Below are 16,904 nucleotides of genomic sequence, written 5' to 3' on the forward strand. Positions count from 1 at the left end.
CGGGGGTTTCCATATCTACCGACATAGCGCCGTGTAATCTGGGGGATTGCCGCCCAAGCGAACATTTCCGGCGGCAATCCGGCTTGCGCGCCTCCCGCTTATGCGGCTCCATGCGCAATCTTCGCAGCCGGAGTCGCGCCATGCTCAAAGATTTTTCCGTCCAGAGCCTGTTCATGGGTCTTCTGACGGCTTTCGTCGGGTTTACCAGCTCCTTTGCGGTCGTGTTGCATGGATTGCAGGCAGTGGGCGCGACGGATGCGCAGGCGGCCTCCGGGCTGATGGCGTTGTCGATCTCGATGGGACTTTGCGCCATCGTGCTCAGCGCCGTCACGCGTCTGCCGGTCAGCATCGCCTGGTCGACGCCGGGGGCTGCGCTGCTTGCCAGCATCGGCACGATCGACGGCGGCTTCAATGCGGCGGTTGGGGCTTTCATTCTTTGCGGTTTGCTTATCGTCATTGCCGGGCTGTTCAAGCCGCTCGGGCGTGCGGTCGCCGCCATTCCGGCGCCGCTTGCCAATGCAATGCTGTCGGGCGTGCTGCTCGGTCTCTGTTTTGCCCCGGTCAAGGCCATTGCCTTCAATCCGCTGCTAGGCCTGCCGATCATTCTGACCTGGATCGTGGTCGGCGCCTTCAAGCGGCTGTGGGCGGTGCCGGCAGCGCTGGTGGCCTTCGCGCTGGTGCTGGCGTTCGGAGTCGATATTCCCGAGGGGGCGTTTGCATCACTCGAACAGTCGCTGGTGCCCGTTATCGACATCGTCCATCCGGTCTTCAATCTCGCCGGTTTCGTGTCCATTGCCCTGCCGCTCTTCATTGTGACGATGGCCTCGCAGAATATTCCTGGTATCGCGGTGCTGAAGGTCAATCACTATGATCCGATGCCAGGCCCGCTCTTTGCCGTGACCGGCGTCTTCTCGCTTCTGGCGGCGCCCTTCGGCGGGCATGCGGTCAACCTGGCGGCGATCACGGCAGCGATGTGCGCCGGGCAGGATGCGCATGCCGATCCTTCGCTGCGCTATTGGGCAGCGCTGATTTCGGGTGTCGGTTACGTCATTTTCGGCCTGCTTGCCGGGGCGGTGACCGCCTTTGTCGCGCTGGCGCCGCCGATTCTGATTGAGGCCGTTGCCGGTCTTGCACTGGTCGGCGCCTTCTCCGGTTCTGCCATGGCTGCCTTCCAAGCGCCGGAGTCACGTGAGGCGGCGGCTATCACCTTTCTTGTCACGGCTTCCGGAGTTTCCTTCGGTGGCATCTCCGGCGCCTTCTGGGGCCTGATCGCCGGCGGGCTGATGCTTGCGCTGTCCCGGATAGTGCAGGCGCGGAAAAAATAGGCGAGGGGTTGCCGGAATTTGCGGCGAAGGCTATAAGCGCGGTCATGAAGAGCACAAGCGCACGGATTTCCGACACGATTGCACGCGGCCGCACGGCCCTGCGTGACAATACGCGCGCCCTGACTTCGCTTCTTCTCCTCGGCCTTACGCGCGGTTGCCGGGTCCTTTGAGGAGCGCCCGGCGGCCGAAAGCCCGCCCGGCCATCGCTCCTCGCGACTCACTCTCAAAATTGACCAAACGACCGAGTAAAGGTCCGCATTTGCAGTCGCCAAGCCAGATATGATCGGCTAAGACGCGGGGCAAATGCCGGGACGAGGAGACAAGACAATGGATACGAACACCAGCCGATCCTCCGCAAGCGCTGCTTCCGCCAAGGGCATGCCCGACGCCGGCATGAAGTACCGGCCTTATCCGCAGGTAAACATTCCCGACCGCACCTGGCCGACCAAGACCATCACCAAGGCGCCGATCTGGTGCTCCGTCGACCTGCGCGACGGCAATCAGGCGCTCGTCGATCCGATGGGACATGACCGCAAGGCGCGCATGTTCCAGCTGTTGCTTGAGATGGGCTTCAAGGAAATCGAGATCGGTTTCCCCTCTGCCTCGCAGACCGATTTCGATTTTGCCCGCTGGTGCATCGAAGAGGGCAATGTGCCCGATGACGTTTCGCTGCAGGTGCTGGTGCAGTGCCGGCCTGAGCTGATCACGCGTACCTTCGAAGCGCTGGAAGGTGCCAACCGGCCGATCGTGCATTTCTATAATTCGACCAGCGAATTGCAGCGCCGCGTTGTGTTCGCCAAGGATGTGCAGGGCATCAAGCAGATCGCCGTCGATGCCGCCAAGATGATCACAGACATGGCTGCCAAGGCCGGCGGCGGCTACCGTTTCGAATATTCGCCGGAGAGCTTCACCGGCACAGAACTGGATGTGGCGCTGGAAATCTGCAACGCCGTCATCGAAGTCATGAAGCCGACGCCTGACAACAAGCTCATCATCAATCTGCCCTCGACCGTCGAAATGGCGACGCCGAACGTCTATGCCGACCAGATCGAATGGATGTGCCGCAATCTCGATAACAGAGAAAACCTGATCATCTCGCTGCACCCGCATAATGACCGCGGCACCGGTATTGCCGCTGCCGAATTGGCGCTGCTGGCAGGCGCCGATCGCGTTGAGGGCACGCTCTTCGGCAATGGCGAGCGCACCGGCAATGTCGACGTCGTCACCATGGCGCTCAACATGTTCACGCAGGGCGTCGATCCGGAAATCGACTGCTCGAACATCGAACGCATCAAGGAAGTGTTCGAATATTCGAACCAGATGGCGATCGCAGAGCGTCATCCCTACGTCGGCGAACTGGTCTACACGGCCTTTTCCGGTTCGCATCAGGATGCGATCAACAAGGGCATGAAGGCGGCGCAGGTTGCCAACCATCCGGTCTGGGAAGTGCCTTACCTGCCGATCGACCCGCGTGACGTCGGCCGCTCCTACGAAGCGATCATTCGCATCAATTCGCAGTCGGGCAAGGGTGGCATCGCCTATATCCTGCAACAGGATTACGGGCTCAACCTGCCGCGCAACCTGCAGGTCGAATTCCGCGAGGACATCCAGCGCATCACCGATGAAGAGGGCAAGGAGCTTCCTTCGAAGCGCATCCACGACCGTTTTATCGAGCGCTACGTGACCCAGCCGGGCGCCCGTCTCCGGTTCGTCGACCACCACACCTATCCCGATACAGAGCACAAGGGACAGCGGATTGTGGCGGCCGAGATTACCGACAATGGTGAGATCAAGCGTATCGAAGGCCGTGGCAACGGCCCGATTGATGGCTTCATCAATGCGCTGTCGCACTATCTCGGTATCGAGATGTCGGTCGAGGATTATTCGGAGCATTCGCTGCAGCACGGCTCGAATGCCGCCGCCATCTCCTATGTCGAGACATCCTATCCGGGCGGCAAGCTCTTTGGTGCCGGCATCAACACCAACATCGTGGCCGCGTCACTCGAAGCGATCGTCTCGGCTGCCAACCGCGTGCTCGACGTGAAGGCCGGCAAGATCTGACCATTCTGATCAGGCCGCGATCGCCTCGGAGTGACGCGGCCTGACGATGCAATCGGCGAGCTCATCGAGCTCGCCCTTCGCTTCCGCGTGGCTCTGTCCCCATTGGCAGAGAGCAAACAGAATCGGCTCCAGCCCGAGTCCGAGTTCAGTCGCGGTATATTCCACCCGAGCGGGCACTTCGGCAAAGACTTCTCGGCGTACAAGGCCGTGCTCCTCCATCTCCCGCAACTGCTGGATCAGCACCTTCTGGGTGATCTCGGGTATCATGCGCTTGAGCTCTGAAAGCCGTTTCGGTCCTGAGAAGACATGATAGAGAATGACGGGTTTCCATCGCCCGGAAATGACCTTCAAGGCCCGTTCCACGGGGAGTTTCGGCAATCTTTTCATAGGCTCGGCCATGGTCACCTCCTGGTGGGTATGGCACTGATATGTGTGTATTTTGAACCGTAAATCGAGTGCTAGAGCCTGCCTTACGCCATCAAAACGTGAGGTCTGCCATGAAAGCCGTTCAATTCACCCGCTTCGGTCCGCCTGAGGTTCTCGAAACTGTAGAGGTGCCGATCCCGAAGCTAAAGGGCGGCGAAGTGCTGGTGCGCGTCCATGCCGCCGGCGTCAATTTCTTCGAGGTTCTTATGCGGGCGGATCGCTATGCCGTGACCCCACACCTGCCTGTCTTTCCTGGTGTGGAAGTGGCAGGCATCGTCGAAGATTTTGGGGCGGATGCCGATCCGTCGCTGCTTGGCGCGCGTGTCGCCGTGCCGCTCTTTGCAATCGGGCGTGGCTTCGGCGGTTATGCCGAATATGTGGCTGTGGATGCTGGAGCGGCGGTGCATTTGTCGGACGGCCTTTCCTTTGCGGATGCGACGGCGTTGATGGTGCAGGGCCTGACGGCTCTGCACATGGTGCGTCGTAGCCCGCCGAAGGGAAAGGTGGTGCTCGTCAACGCTGCTGGCGGTGGAGTTGGGTCTCTGTTGCTTCAGCTTGCCGGGTTCGAAGGGGCGAGCATGGTCATTGCAGCGGCCGGCAGTGAGGCGAAGAGGCAGCTTGCACTCTCGCTCGGCGCCGATCTGGCAGTCGATTACACCGCCAAAGAGTGGACTGGTTCGGTCAGGACAGCGACCGGAGGGCAGGGTGCCGATGTCATCTACGAGACGGTCGGCGGCGATATCGCGAGGGCGTCTCCGGCTGCGCTTGCTCCCGCCGGAGAAATGCTGTTTGCGGCCATGGGGCGGTTCTCGCTGGAGTGTTCCGAGATCGGCTCCATGCTCGATATGAACCAGTCGCTGAAGGGCTTTTCACTCTTGCCGCTGATTGCGGGAGACAAATGGAAGGGTGATCTGGCGGCTCTCTTCGATCTTGCCGCATCCGGAGGGCTGAAGATCGTGCAAGGCGGTCGGTTTTCGCTTGATGAAGTCGCTGAGGCACATCGTGCGCTTGAGGAGCGTCGGGTCAGCGGAAAAGTCGTGCTGGTGCCATAACCGTCAAATGGCGGCGGCGATTTCCATGGCGAGCTGGCTGAGCGTGGCTTCGGCGGAGGGGCCTGCCAGTACATAGGACGTGCCGGCATTGTGCCAGGTTACGAGGCCGATCTCGTCACGGATCGTTTCCTTGAAGTCTTCCGTTTCCGGCGGCTGCGCATCCTTGCGGAAACAGATCGAGATGATATCGCCATCGGCATTGGAATAGACGAGCTGGCCGACAGGGCGGCTGTCACCAAGGATCACGCGCGCGCCCTGGAAGGTCCAGGTTTCTGCGGAAAGGTCCGGCACGCGAAACGGCACGCCGATCGCGGTCGTCAGCCAGGAGGAGATTTCCTCTGACTGCGAGGCCGGCACTTCGACGAGGTGGCGCGGCTGGCGCACGAGAAGCCGCTGGAAGGCGGTGACGTCACCCAGCCAGTCATTGGTGTTGATCTGGGGGGCTGCGACCGGTGTGGCGTCATCCGTATCTGGCGCATTGCCGATGAAATAGCCGATGCCACCGCCGACGACGAAGAGAATGAGGGCTGCGGCAAGCGCCTGGCGGCCGTTCGGCGCGAGCTTCAGCTGCGGGCGCGCGTTGCGCTGGGCAATGGGCGTTTTCGGCGGCTGCGTGCTCTTGATGGAGCGAACAAGCGCCAGCGGAACAGGTTCCTTCAGCATGTCGTCCAACTTGCGACGGCCGAAATCGACGCCGTGGCGGAGCTTATCGTAGATCTTGCGGGCGTTTTCATCCGTTGCCAGCCTGCTTTCCAGCTCCAGCTTCTGTTCCGATGTGGTTTCGCCGTCGAGGAGGGCGGCAAGCTGGGCTTCAAGCGGCTGTTTTTTGAAATCAAGCAAATCAGTCAATACCTGTGGACGGGCGGATTGTGACCGGACAATGCGGCGAAATGGAGTCGTGCGGTCGCAAGCTGACCGGCAATGCCGCCAATTGCGATGCCCATGATTTCGGCTGCCTGCTGATAGCTGTGACCTTCCACGTCGATCAGCACGAAGATGCTGGCCACGCCCTCGGGCATTTCCGCGAGCATACGGTGCAGGGCGTCGGTATCGACGAACGCTGTACGGTCGCGAATGGCATCGCGGATATCGGTTACATTGCCCCGTGCGACCGGACGCGGCTTGCGCTTGCGGCTGTCATCGGCCCATTGCTGGCGGGCCAGTGTGTAGATCCAGCTTTCCAACCTGCCTTCGCCATTCCACTGATGCCCTTTGGAAATTGCACGCAGACAGACCGCCTGGACCAGCTCATCGGCCGCAGCCGTCTCTCCCGCGAGCGTGATGGCAAAGCGGCGGAGGCGGGGCAGGAGACCGACGAGATCACGCCGGATATCGGTGGTGGTGGCGGGTTGGCGCATGGTTTTTCCAAGAAGCACTCACATTGGCCGAAACTCATACCAGCTTCAAATATGGGCCAGCTTCGCATGCGGGCCTTGCCCGGCGGGTGCGAAGCCATCGTATTCATCCCGGCCATACAGGCGGCTTTTATGGAACAAGTCGCCTGTATTTCGCAAGCGCGGGGTTCAATTCATCTATCCCATCCCAAGGGATTTCCGCACCATACCCCGCGGAGCTTGCCTCAATATGTCCTGTAGCCGTTCAGGCTCTGCAGCAGAGCGCGATAGGCCCAGGTATTTTCGCCGCCGCGATCACGAATCTCGACGAGCTGGACGCGGGCGCCCTGAATATCTCCCTGCTCGGCGAGCGCCATGCCCATATAGGAGCGGGCAAGGATGTAATTCTCATCCTGCTGCAGCGCCTTCTTATAGTAGGACATGCCGAGCTCCATGCGGCCGGCCTTGCGGTTGGCGTAGCCGAGATAGTTCAAGATGCGCGGATCGTTCTGGTTCTTGGCGAGATTGAGCACCGTAATGGCGTTCTCATACTGGCCTGTATAGGCAAATTCGCGGGCGAACTTGTAGAGATCGTCATCGTTGAAGCTCTGCTTCTTCGGATCGACGCATTCCTTCTTCTTGGCATCCCAGACCTTGCCCTTGGTGCAGGTCTTGGTCGTTTGGGTCTTCTGCGGCGGGGAGGTGTCATCGTTCCCGCCACCGACCGCGAAAGCCGACGTGGCGAGGCCGAAAGCAAAGACGGAAACAAGCGAAAGTCTGCACAGGCGATGAAGAGAAGCAGTCATCGGGCGTACTCCGTTTTGAAGCGCTGCGGTTGTTGAATTGTACGCCGACGTTTAAAAATACCAAGAGCCCCGGCGGCCTTTATTGCCAATGTTGCGATATTGGCGATCGCTCTTCAGGTGTTGATCCAACAACTGCCGAAGTTGATTCCGCAATCGCCTCTAAAGCGCGAAAATATCTGCACTTTCCGGCATCATACCGTCGCCCATATCATTTATGCTGAAGCGCTCGCCCTTCACTTCCCAGGCGCCGGGAGAACCGGAAATGGAGAAGAGATTGTAGGCGGCGCGCGGCTTGATGCCGCCCGGTCCTTGCGATGCCGAAGCTATGCCAACCACGGGTACCGGGCCTGTCTGTCCGCGCAGCCAATGGAGGGTGTTGAGATGGGTATGGCCGTGCAGCACGAGCTCGGCTCCGCCGGTGGAAACGATGGCGGCAAAACGGCGGATGCCGATCATGCGTTTATAGAAAGAGGTCGCGCCGCGGATCGGCGGATGGTGGATCATGACGACACGGAACAGACCGGCCTCGCCGGCAGYGCGCAGCATGTTGACCGTATCGCGCGCCTGGCGCGCGCCGAAGAAGCCGGAGGCCGCGAAGGGCGGAGTCGCAACGGCGGTCGAGCAGCCGACGATCGCGACCTTGTCGCGGATGCGAAGGTAAGGGAATATGTGCCGGTTTTCTTCCCATTGCGGCGGAGCGAGGTCGCCGCGCACATAGTCGTACCAGGCGCGCATCGACTTCTCATAGGCGCCCGGCACATAGGCATCGTGGTTGCCAGGGACGACCGATGTAGCGGCAGGATCGCCGAGTTCGCGCAGCCAGGCTGCCGCGCTCCGGATCTCTATGCCGCTCGCGAGGTTGACGAGGTCGCCGGTCACCGCCAGATGGTCGGCCTTGTGTGAGCGGATATCGTCCAGAAGCAGATCGAGCGTGCTGCCGAAAAGATGCTTGCGCCGGTTGCGGTGCCAGTTCACAAAGCCCGTAATACGTTTTGAAAAAAGTTCATGAATGGAAAGGCGGGGCAGGGGTCCGAGATGGACGTCGGAGATATGCGCGAGCTTGAACATGCAACGACACATAGACCAGCTTATTTACAATTCAAACACATCCCCGCGATGAGAGTATGAAAGAACCCATGGCAGACAAACAAACGTGGCCCCTTCACATGGAAGTGTTGGTGCGGCTGCTGCACGTGTATTTTTCCATCGCGCGCGGCATGACAATGGGGGTGCGCGCAGCCTGTTTCGACGAACAGGGACGCCTCTTTCTCGTTCGTCACGGCTATACCGGCGGATGGCATATGCCGGGCGGCGGGCTGGAGCGGAACGAGACGGCAGAAGAGGCGCTCATCAAGGAATTGCGGGAGGAAGGCAACCTCAGGATCGTGGGCAAGCCGCAGCTCTTTCACGTTTATTTCAATACCAACATCACCCGACGCGACCACGTGGTCTTCTATCGAGCTATCGTGGAACAGACTGCGCCGCGCTTGCCGGACTGGGAAATTGCCGAGAGCGGCTTTTTCGAAATCGACAATCTGCCGGCTGAAACGACTGAAGCGACGCATAGAAGGCTTGCCGAGCTCCGCGGTGAGGCGGAGCCGGCACATTACTGGTGAGGCTCAGGCTGCGGCTGCGAGCCTGTCGCGGCCGTGCGGCCGATCGAGATCGAGCGCCGGACCGACGGGCACGATGCCGGCCGGGTTGATGGTCTTGTGACTGCGGTAATAGTGCTCCTTGATGTGGCGCAGGTTTACCGTCTCAACGACACCGGGAGTCTGATAAAGGTCACGCAGATAGCCCGACAGGTTTTGGTAGTCCTCGATGCGGCGGATGTTGCACTTGAAGTGGCCGACATAAACAGGGTCGAAACGCACCAGCGTCGTGAAGAGCCGCCAGTCGGCCTCGGTCTGGCGATCGCCGAAAAGGTAGCGGCCCTTGCCAAGACGCTCATCGAGCTTATCCAGCGTTTCGAAGAGCTTGACGACATTCTCCTCATAAGCCGCTTGCGTGGTGGCAAAGCCCGACTTGTAGACGCCGTTGTTGACGGTGTCATAGACCACCTCGTTCAGCGCATCGATATCGCTCCGCAGGTCTTGCGGGTAATAATCCGCCGTCGAGCCCGTCAGATGATTGAAGGCGCTGTTGAACATGCGGATGATTTCAGCCGATTCGTTGTTGACGATCGTGCTCGCCTTGATGTCCCAGAGGACCGGTACGGTGACGCGGCCGGAATAGTGCGGATCGGCCTTCACGTAGATTTCCCAGAGTGCCTTGGAGCCAAAAAGGTGATCACCGGTGGCGCCATTGCCAATCTTGAACTCCCAGCCATTTTCCACCATCAGCGGATCGACGACCGAAACGGAAATCAGGTCTTCGAGCTTCTTCAGCTTGCGGAAGATCAGCGTACGATGCGCCCAGGGGCAGGCGAGGGAGACATAGAGGTGATAACGGCCGGCCTCGGCTTTAAAGCCGCCTTTGCCGCTGGGACCAGCCTCTCCGTCAGCCGTGATCCAGTTGCGGAACTGCGAGGGCTGACGCTTGAAATGGCCCTTCGTTTCCTTCGTATCGTACCAGACGTCATGCCAGACGCCGTCCACCAGCATGCCCATGTTTTTTACCTCTGAAATTGTCCGTTGCGCATAGATATCGCAGCACGCCGCTTTTTGCAGGTCGGTAAAGATTGAACACTGCGTCTCGGTCGCTTAATTCCTGACCGAATTTTTGCAATGGACGACGGAAATTTTTCCTGCTATCCGCCTTCCTCACAAATTTCAGGAATCCTGCTTGATGTCTATTCTCAGAGGCCTGCGACGACGCTGATGCTCCCGAACGCCCGACGGCGTGTTCGCGAACCCATATATCTGCGTCTATACGGTCTCTGTTCCCATGCTCATGTACAAGCACGATCTCGTCTACCTCACTGAGGATGCGTCTCACGACGCCGCAATCGAACACATCAACGAAGAAGCATTCGGCCCTGGCCGGCACACGCGCGCCGCTGCCCGTATTCGCGAGCAGGGACCGCATGACCTGTCGCTCTCCTTCATCTGCGCCGACGACGGCGAGACGATCGCTTCGGTGCGGATGACGCCGGTTCTGGCTGGAACGGTGAAAGGCCATCTCCTGGGACCGCTTGCTGTGCGGCCGTCACACAAGAGCAAGGGCATTGGCCGGGAACTGGTGCGTATCGCGGTCGAGGCCGCCAAACGCAAGGGTTCGGAAGCCATCATCCTCGTCGGTGATCCGCCGTATTACGGCCCGCTCGGCTTCGAGAAGGTCGCCTATGGCGCACTGACTTTTCCCGGTCCCGTCGATCCGGGCCGTGTGCTCGTGGTCCCGATCGCGGAAGATACGCATGCGCGGCTGAAAGGCACGATCGCCTGGCGGCGATAGAGCATTTCCGTTCTTCTTCGGATCACGGAAACACTCTATCTCTTTGTTCTTACGCAATTCCTGACGCAAAACCGCTGCGCACTTTTGCTGGAATTGCTCTCGTCAGAGGTTCTTCTTGAGGAAAGTCCGCGTCCTGCCCTCGGGGAAATCCGGCAGTTCGCCAAAGACTTCGTAGCCCTGACGCTTGTATGCGCTGAGCGCATGCGGGTTGAACGTATCGATCCAGGCGCCACGGCAGCCCCGGGCGGCGGCTTCTTCTTCAGCCTTCGCGAGGATCTTGCCGGCCATGCCACTGCCGCGCAGCATGTCGGGAATGTAGAGCATCTGCACGAAGAGCCAGCCCCAGGCGGTGTAACCGGAAAGACCGCCGGAGACCTTGCCATCGGTGTCACGGATCAGAACGGCAAGCACATGCCGTTCGGACGGGCCAACATCTTCGGTGTTAAAGGCTGTCAGGCCGTCGGTGATGATGGCGAGCTCTTCCGGTGACGGGGAGGCAGTGAGCTCGAATTCCCGCATGTCAGATGCCTTTCCTGGTCAGATTGAAGCATTCTGCCGGGCATCTTTCCGCCAGGATCGGAAGCGATCGGCTTGGACGTACCAGGAGGTATGCCCTTCGCCAATCACCTCCGCCCTGACGAAAATCTGCTCCGACAGAATGCTTCAATCTGACCAGGAAAGGCATCTATCGTCCTTCACGCCACCACATGGCGCCAAAGGCCAGAAGCAGAATTCCGACACCTGCGAAGCCCGCAAAGAGCGGCAAGGTATTGATGCCCTTCAGCACGGTCTCATTGGTCATACGGATCGTCATGCGATCATTGTCGGCCACACGCACCTGGCCGCGCACCGGCAGGATCGGTGGGACGGCAATGGCGCCGGCATTATTGACGACGCGTGTGACAAGACCGCGGCTCTTATCGGTGATCGGCTTCAGCGCAGCGGTTGTCGAAATCATCGCCTTGAATTCCGGCGCATCGACGGCACCGACATGGGCGAGCGTCGTCAGGTCGCCGTTGCGGATTTCGAAAAGGCCGATTTCGTCCATGCGCTTTTCGGCCTTGTAGAGGCCGGGCTCGGTCTGCGTCAGCGGCAGGTTCTCGGTCCTGCCTGAGGGGTATCGCACGACCGCATCTCCAGGGGCATCGCCAATCGTCTGGCGGGTGATTTCCAGCGTACGACCGGAGGTGCGTGCCGTCAGCGCCTCTTCCTCCAGTGCCGGTTCCTTCATCAACCAGTGGGCGATGCGGCGATAGAGCGAGACATGCGGGCCGCCGCCCTCGAAGCCGCGCGCCCAGAGCCAGCCCTGATCGGAAAGCAACATGGCGACACGGCCCTGGCCGGCGCGGTTGAGTACCAGCAGCGGATGGTTGTCGGCACCGACCATGACGGTCTGGCCTTGCGGCCGCTCGACATCGACGCTGCGGAACCAGCGACCCCAATGCGGCGGCTCATCGCCGGAACCGTCAAGCCCGCGGGTGACGGGGTGCTTGCGGCCCTGTTCGGAAAGACGGGGATAGAAGGCCTGTTCGATCATCCGGCCGGTCGGCTCTGCCGGCAGGACGGAGGCAAGCGGGGTCATCGCGATCGACTCCGGGCTTGCATGTTCAGGACCGGCGGCGATCAGCAGTGCGCCGCCATTTTCCACATATTGCGCGATGTTGTCGTAATAGAGCATCGGCAGCACATTGGCGCGATCCTGATAGCGGTCGAAGATGATCAGGTCGAAATCCTTGATCTTGTCGACGAAGAGCTCTCGGGTTGGGAATGCGATCAGCGACAACTCGTTGATCGGCGTGCCGTCCTGCTTTTCCGGCGGGCGCAGAATGGTGAAATGCACGAGATCGACCGATGCGTCGGACTTCAGTAGATTGCGCCAGGCGCGCTCGCCTGCATGCGGTTCGCCCGAGACGAGGAGAACGCGCAGGTTCTGGCGGATGCCATCGATGATGTGCACGGCGCGATTATTGGCATCCGTCACTTCGCCGGGAATACCGGCGACGGAGAATTCCAGCACGTTCGGGCCGCCGCGGGTCACCTTGAAGGAGAAGGGTGTATCCTGGCCGGGTGTTGCCTGCAGGGTGGCGATCTCGTCGCCGTTGAGGCGCACCGTCACATTCGCAGCGCCGCCGGGGCTCGGGCCGTCGTCGAAGACACGCAGAACGAGCTGCTGCTCCTCGTTGACGATGCCGAAGCGGGGCGCCTTGATGACCTCGATGCGGCGGTCGAACTCGTTCGGCTTGCCGGTGATGAGGCCATGGATCGGCGCGTCGAAGCCGAGTGCCTGATTGACGCCGGGCACATCATGCACCTCGCCATCCGTAAGCATGATCGCGCCGCCGACGCGCGAGGGCGGGACATCGGCGATCGAAGCCGACAGGGCCTCGAAGAGGCGTGTGGAGGGCACATCGGAATTGCGGTCCTCGTTCACGTCCACGAAGCGGGGCTCGATCTGCGGAAAGCGGGCGAGTTGGGTTTTCAAGGATGCCAGCGCATCATCCGTCATCTTCATGCGGTCGGCCGTCTGCTGGCTCTGGCTGCGGTCGACGATGACGGGGACGATGGTTGAAAGCTGGTCGCGGTCCTCCTGCAGCAGTACCGGATTGGCAAGTGCTGCCAGTAGCGCCAGCGCCGCAAGCGTGCGGATCCATGCGCCGCGTATGCCGCGCCAGATCGCGAATACGGCGATCAGGAGGACGATGCCGGTCAGTACCGCCAAAAAGGGCCAGGGCAGGAAGGGTGAATAATCAAGTGTCATATCACTGCCCCAGCCGTTCGAGCAGGTCGGGCACGTGAACCTGGTCTGTCTTGTAGTTGCCGGTCAGCATGTACATCATGATGTTGACGCCRGMGCGGAAGGCATATTCKCGCTGCGTCTCATCCGGCGGCACAGTGGGCAGCAGCGGCGTGTCATTGTCGTCAACGGCCCACGCGCCGGCAAAATCGTTTGCGGTGATCAGGATCGGCGAGACGCCGTCTGCGGCAGCGGCCGGCCTATTGGCGCTGTTCTGGTTCTGGCCGCCCTGCCGCGCCTCGATCCAGAGCGGGCTGCCGGCGTAGCGGCCGGGGAAGCTGGACAGAAGATAAAAGGACTTGGTCAGCACATGGTCGTGCGGAACGGGTTCGAGCGGCGGAATATCCAGATTGGCGAGGATCTGCTGCAGGCGCTGGCCGTTGGCGGTCGTGTCGCTGCCGCCTTCGAGGGAGTCAAACTGGTCGCGCGTGTCGAAAAGCACCGTTCCGCCATTGCGCATATATGCGTCGATACGGCTGATGGCGTTGTTGGACGGCATCGGCGCGGTTGACGAAATCGGCCAGTAGATGATCGGGTAGAAGGATAGCTCGTCCTTATTCAGGTCAATGCCAACGGGCGGGGACGGCTCCAGCGTGGTGCGGTAGGTCAGGAATCTCGTGAGGCCATTGAGCCCCTCTTCGGAAATATTGTCCACATCCTGCTCGCCGGTCACGACATAGGCGAGATGGGTATTGTCGAGCCGCTGCATGATGATGTCATCGCCCGGCTGGGTGTCATTGGCATGCGAGATGTCCGGCTGCAACATCAGGCCGGCCGCAAGTGCCACGGCGATCGTCGCCGCAGCCCGAACGCGCGGGCGCATGCGGGAGAAGGCGCCGTTCATGAAGAGCACGATCAGGCTATCGGCCAGAAGCAGCAGGAAGGCGATGAAGAAGAGCAGGGGCTTGGCCGACCAGCTTTCGCCACCGACGAGGCCCGCGCGCACGACATTGACGCCATCGATGTCGAGTGGTTTCAGCTCGGCATTGTCGGGCAGAACGTTCAGCGCCGTGAAGCCATCTTCGGAACCATAGAGGCCGGGTGGATTGTCGAAATTGGCAATGGGTGCTGCCTTGGCATTCGGGATCAGCGGGCGGGCATTGCCGGTTTCGGCGACCAGGATGCCCTTGGCGGTCAGCATGCGGAAGGGCGGCAGGGTTTCGGCAACGCGCGCACTGCCTGATGATTCCGAGGTTACCCCGCCGGAGCGCGAGATCTGGATGAGGTGGCGCAGCATTTCGACGAAGGTGCCAGAAATCGGCAGGTTCGACCAGGTCGCTTCGGCACTCACATGGAAGAGCACGATCTGGCCGGCATTCATCTTGTTCATGGTCACGAGTGGCGTACCATCGGCAAGGCTTGCCCATGTACGCTCGGCGAGATCGGGTGTCGGCTCTGCCAGCACCTGGCGGTTGACCGTCACGTCGGTTGGACGCGGTATGCCGGCAAACGGGCTGAATCCAGGGAATTCGGCGAGTGCTTGCGGCTCGCTCCAGGACAGGCTGCCGCCAAGCGCACGTTCCCCCTGGCGCAGGGTGACCGGGATCAGTGGATCTTCGGCAGGTGCCGCGGCAAGGCGCGGGCCGGCAAAGCGCAGCAGCATGCCGCCATTCGATATCCAGCGCTGCAGGGGCGCGTAGGTATCCTCCGGAAGGCGGCCGATATCGGCCATGATGATGATCGAGGGATTATTGGCGAGCAGTTTTGGGATCGCGACCGAAAGATTGGCATCGGTCGGCCGCACGAGGTCCGCATAGGGTTCGAGCGCCCGCTGGATGTAGTAGAGCGGGGACAGCAACGGCTGGAATTCATCGCCGCTTTCGCCCGAGAGAAGCACGACCCTGCGGCGCTTGAAGGCATCGTCGAGCAGATGTACCGCGCCGGCGGTGGCGCCGGTATTGATGCTGACGCGGGCAAAATCGTTGCGCATCTCGAAGGGGGCGGAAATGCCGGCATTGACGGCCATCTGGCCGGGGGCAAAGTCGGCTCTGCCGGTGGCGATCACGCGGCCCTGCGCGTCCTGTGCATTGAGCGGGACGGAGGCCGCGCCACCGGGGCTGAGGCGGGTCACCTTGACCGTCATCGCATCGGCCGTATTGGTGGCGCCCGAGATTGCTACCGTTTGGGCCGTATCGCCTTCGATCACGCGCAGTTCGGCGGGCTGAAGGTCGGAGAGTTGACGGACGGTAGCATCGTTGTCGCTGCTTGCCGCACCGTCGGTGAGGAAGGCAAGCGTGCCGGGATGCGTGCCGTTCAGGGCGGCGCGCAGCGCTTCGAAAGCCCGCTGGCGATCCGGCACGAGCGGCTTCGGCTCGGCGGCGCGCAGCTTTTCGCGGGCGGCCGCGGCAGTGCCGGGTGTCGCGTTATTGGTCGGGTCGGCGGTGAAGGCGATGGAGACGACAGCGCCGGCAGTCTCGGCATCGTCGATCAGCGCGTCGGCCGTCTGGACGCGGCGCTCCCAGTCGGGTGCCGAAGCCCAGCTATTGTCGACGAAAAGGACGAGCGGACCACCCGATGCGAGCGAGCTGGTGCGCGGATTGAAGACCGGATCGGCGATCGCGAAGATGATGGCGGCTGCCAGAAGCATGCGCAGCAGCGTCAGCCACCAAGGGCTTTTCGCCGGCGTTTCCTCGCGCTTCAGCACAGTCGCGAGGATTTTCAGCGGCGGAAAGACTTCCGCCTGCGGGCGCGGCGGGGTGAGCCGCAGCAGCCACCAGATGACGGGAAGGGCAATCAGCGCGCCCAGGATGGCGGGATAGGCGAAGGCGAAGGGAAGCGCGCTCAAAACTGTCCTCCATGCGTTGCCTTTGCCGGCATGCCGGAAAGATACATATGGACGGCAACCAGCGCTTCGGACGCCAGGTGATCGGTGCGGTGGCTGACGAAGGTCCAGCCGAGATGGCGCAGTGATTGGCCGAGATTTTCGCGTCGAGCCAGATAGGCGTTGCGATAGGCTTCCCGCAAGCTCTCTGCCCGCCCGGAGGTCAGCCTTTCGCCGGTCTCCGGATCGGTGAATTCGGTGCGGCCGTTATAGGGGAAGATTTCCTCGGCCGGATCGGCGATCTCGACCACATGGCCACGCAGGCCCCGGCGGGCAAGCGGACCGAGACGAGCCATGATGGAAGGCGCGTCATCGAGGAAATCGCCGATGAGGATGAGGTCGCTCCAACCGCGCACCATCGCGGTTTCGGGCAGTCCGCCAGTCAGCGGCGTGTGCATCAGGGCGGCTGCCAGCCTTTCGGCTGCATTGCGGGCGGAGACAGGTTCCATCACGCCGGGGCAGCCGATGCGCTCGCCGGAGCGGGCGAGGATCTCGGCAAGCGCCAACATGATGACCAGCGCCCGGCTTTCCTTGGAAACGCTGCCATAGGTCGACTTGTACATCATCGAGGGCGACATATCGGCCCAGAGCCAGATTGTGTGGGCAGCCTCCCATTCGCGGTCACGCACATAGGTATGGTCGTCGCGGGCGGAGCGGCGCCAATCGATGCGCGACAGGCTTTCACCTTCGCTATAGGGGCGGAACTGCCAGAAATTCTCGCCGATACCGCGTTTACGGCGGCCATGCCAGCCGGCAATCACGGTGTTGGCGATGCGCTTGGCTTCGACCAGGCAATCCGGCACGAGGGCAGCCCGCTGCCTTGCGCGGGAAAGGGCATCGCTGCCGGGTGTCGGATTGACGATCTGTCCGATGGATGCCACGCGCAGCGCTT

The 16,904-nt window shown here is 61.3% G+C and carries 14 protein-coding genes and 1 pseudogene; 5 read left to right on the top strand and 10 right to left on the bottom strand.

Annotated features, from left to right (window positions below; all coding sequences use genetic code 11):
• The first annotated feature begins 110 nt into the window (after positions 1 to 110).
• Both AC1DM5_RS05505 and leuA read left to right on the top strand, forming a co-directional pair.
• Positions 111 to 1,325 (top strand): benzoate/H(+) symporter BenE family transporter, encoded by a 1,215-nt coding sequence (locus AC1DM5_RS05505; protein ID WP_477819797.1) that lies wholly within the window; start codon positions 111 to 113, stop codon positions 1,323 to 1,325.
• Positions 1,326 to 1,652: 327 nt separating this feature from the next.
• Positions 1,653 to 3,386 carry a 2-isopropylmalate synthase gene (gene leuA / locus AC1DM5_RS05510; protein ID WP_477819798.1) on the top strand — a complete coding sequence of 578 codons (1,734 nt, stop codon included), beginning with the start codon at positions 1,653 to 1,655 and terminating at the stop codon, positions 3,384 to 3,386.
• A gap of 9 nt (positions 3,387 to 3,395) precedes the next feature.
• On the opposite strand, the gene AC1DM5_RS05515 is transcribed toward leuA, so the two are convergent.
• Complete coding sequence (locus AC1DM5_RS05515) at positions 3,396 to 3,785, bottom strand: winged helix-turn-helix transcriptional regulator (protein WP_477819799.1); 390 nt, start codon at positions 3,783 to 3,785, stop codon at positions 3,396 to 3,398.
• 98 nt (positions 3,786 to 3,883) lie between these two features.
• Here AC1DM5_RS05515 and AC1DM5_RS05520 point away from each other — a divergent pair, with 98 nt between their 5' ends.
• Positions 3,884 to 4,864 (top strand): quinone oxidoreductase family protein, encoded by a 981-nt coding sequence (locus AC1DM5_RS05520; protein WP_477819800.1) that lies wholly within the window; start codon positions 3,884 to 3,886, stop codon positions 4,862 to 4,864.
• 3 nt (positions 4,865 to 4,867) lie between these two features.
• Here the strand turns inward: AC1DM5_RS05520 and AC1DM5_RS05525 are convergent, their stop codons facing one another.
• The 4 genes from AC1DM5_RS05525 to AC1DM5_RS05540 all read right to left on the bottom strand — a co-directional run bounded on the left by AC1DM5_RS05525 (position 4,868) and on the right by AC1DM5_RS05540 (position 8,072).
• Positions 4,868 to 5,704 carry an anti-sigma factor family protein gene (locus AC1DM5_RS05525; protein ID WP_477974716.1) on the bottom strand — a complete coding sequence of 279 codons (837 nt, stop codon included), beginning with the start codon at positions 5,702 to 5,704 and terminating at the stop codon, positions 4,868 to 4,870.
• A gap of 5 nt (positions 5,705 to 5,709) precedes the next feature.
• Positions 5,710 to 6,222: an RNA polymerase sigma factor gene (locus AC1DM5_RS05530; RefSeq protein ID WP_477819802.1), complete on the bottom strand. Its 513-nt coding sequence runs from the start codon at positions 6,220 to 6,222 to the stop codon at positions 5,710 to 5,712.
• 221 nt (positions 6,223 to 6,443) lie between these two features.
• Complete coding sequence (locus tag AC1DM5_RS05535) at positions 6,444 to 7,004, bottom strand: tetratricopeptide repeat protein (RefSeq protein ID WP_113321999.1); 561 nt, start codon at positions 7,002 to 7,004, stop codon at positions 6,444 to 6,446.
• 159 nt (positions 7,005 to 7,163) lie between these two features.
• Complete coding sequence (locus AC1DM5_RS05540; protein ID WP_477974718.1) at positions 7,164 to 8,072, bottom strand: metallophosphoesterase family protein; 909 nt, start codon at positions 8,070 to 8,072, stop codon at positions 7,164 to 7,166.
• Between the two features lie 68 nt (positions 8,073 to 8,140).
• Here AC1DM5_RS05540 and AC1DM5_RS05545 point away from each other — a divergent pair, with 68 nt between their 5' ends.
• A complete protein-coding gene (locus AC1DM5_RS05545; RefSeq protein ID WP_477819804.1) occupies positions 8,141 to 8,620 on the top strand; it encodes an NUDIX domain-containing protein in 480 nt (159 codons plus the stop codon).
• 3 nt (positions 8,621 to 8,623) lie between these two features.
• Here AC1DM5_RS05545 and AC1DM5_RS05550 read toward each other — a convergent pair whose 3' ends face one another.
• On the bottom strand, positions 8,624 to 9,613 hold the full coding sequence (locus tag AC1DM5_RS05550; RefSeq protein ID WP_477819805.1) for a glutathione S-transferase family protein: 990 nt from the start codon (positions 9,611 to 9,613) through the stop codon (positions 8,624 to 8,626).
• A gap of 210 nt (positions 9,614 to 9,823) precedes the next feature.
• Here AC1DM5_RS05550 and AC1DM5_RS05555 point away from each other — a divergent pair.
• A pseudogene (locus tag AC1DM5_RS05555) lies at positions 9,824 to 10,397 on the top strand (GNAT family N-acetyltransferase).
• 102 nt (positions 10,398 to 10,499) lie between these two features.
• On the opposite strand, the gene AC1DM5_RS05560 reads toward AC1DM5_RS05555, so the two are convergent.
• From AC1DM5_RS05560 to AC1DM5_RS05575, 4 genes are all read right to left on the bottom strand, one after another.
• Positions 10,500 to 10,916 (bottom strand): GNAT family N-acetyltransferase, encoded by a 417-nt coding sequence (locus AC1DM5_RS05560; RefSeq protein WP_477819806.1) that lies wholly within the window; start codon positions 10,914 to 10,916, stop codon positions 10,500 to 10,502.
• A gap of 166 nt (positions 10,917 to 11,082) precedes the next feature.
• Entirely contained in the window at positions 11,083 to 13,155 is a 2,073-nt protein-coding gene (locus tag AC1DM5_RS05565; protein WP_477819807.1) for a hypothetical protein, read from the bottom strand.
• 1 nt (position 13,156) lies between these two features.
• Positions 13,157 to 15,976 carry a DUF4159 domain-containing protein gene (locus tag AC1DM5_RS05570; protein ID WP_477974720.1) on the bottom strand — a complete coding sequence of 940 codons (2,820 nt, stop codon included), beginning with the start codon at positions 15,974 to 15,976 and terminating at the stop codon, positions 13,157 to 13,159.
• The gene (locus tag AC1DM5_RS05575; protein ID WP_477819809.1) at positions 15,973 to 16,893 is read right to left on the bottom strand and encodes a DUF58 domain-containing protein; all 921 of its coding nucleotides are present in this window, start codon (positions 16,891 to 16,893) and stop codon (positions 15,973 to 15,975) included. The genes AC1DM5_RS05570 and AC1DM5_RS05575 overlap by 4 nt, the downstream gene beginning before the upstream one ends.
• Between the last annotated feature and the right edge of the window lie 11 nt (positions 16,894 to 16,904).

This window comes from Rhizobium sp. 01T437 (genome assembly GCF_056398505.1).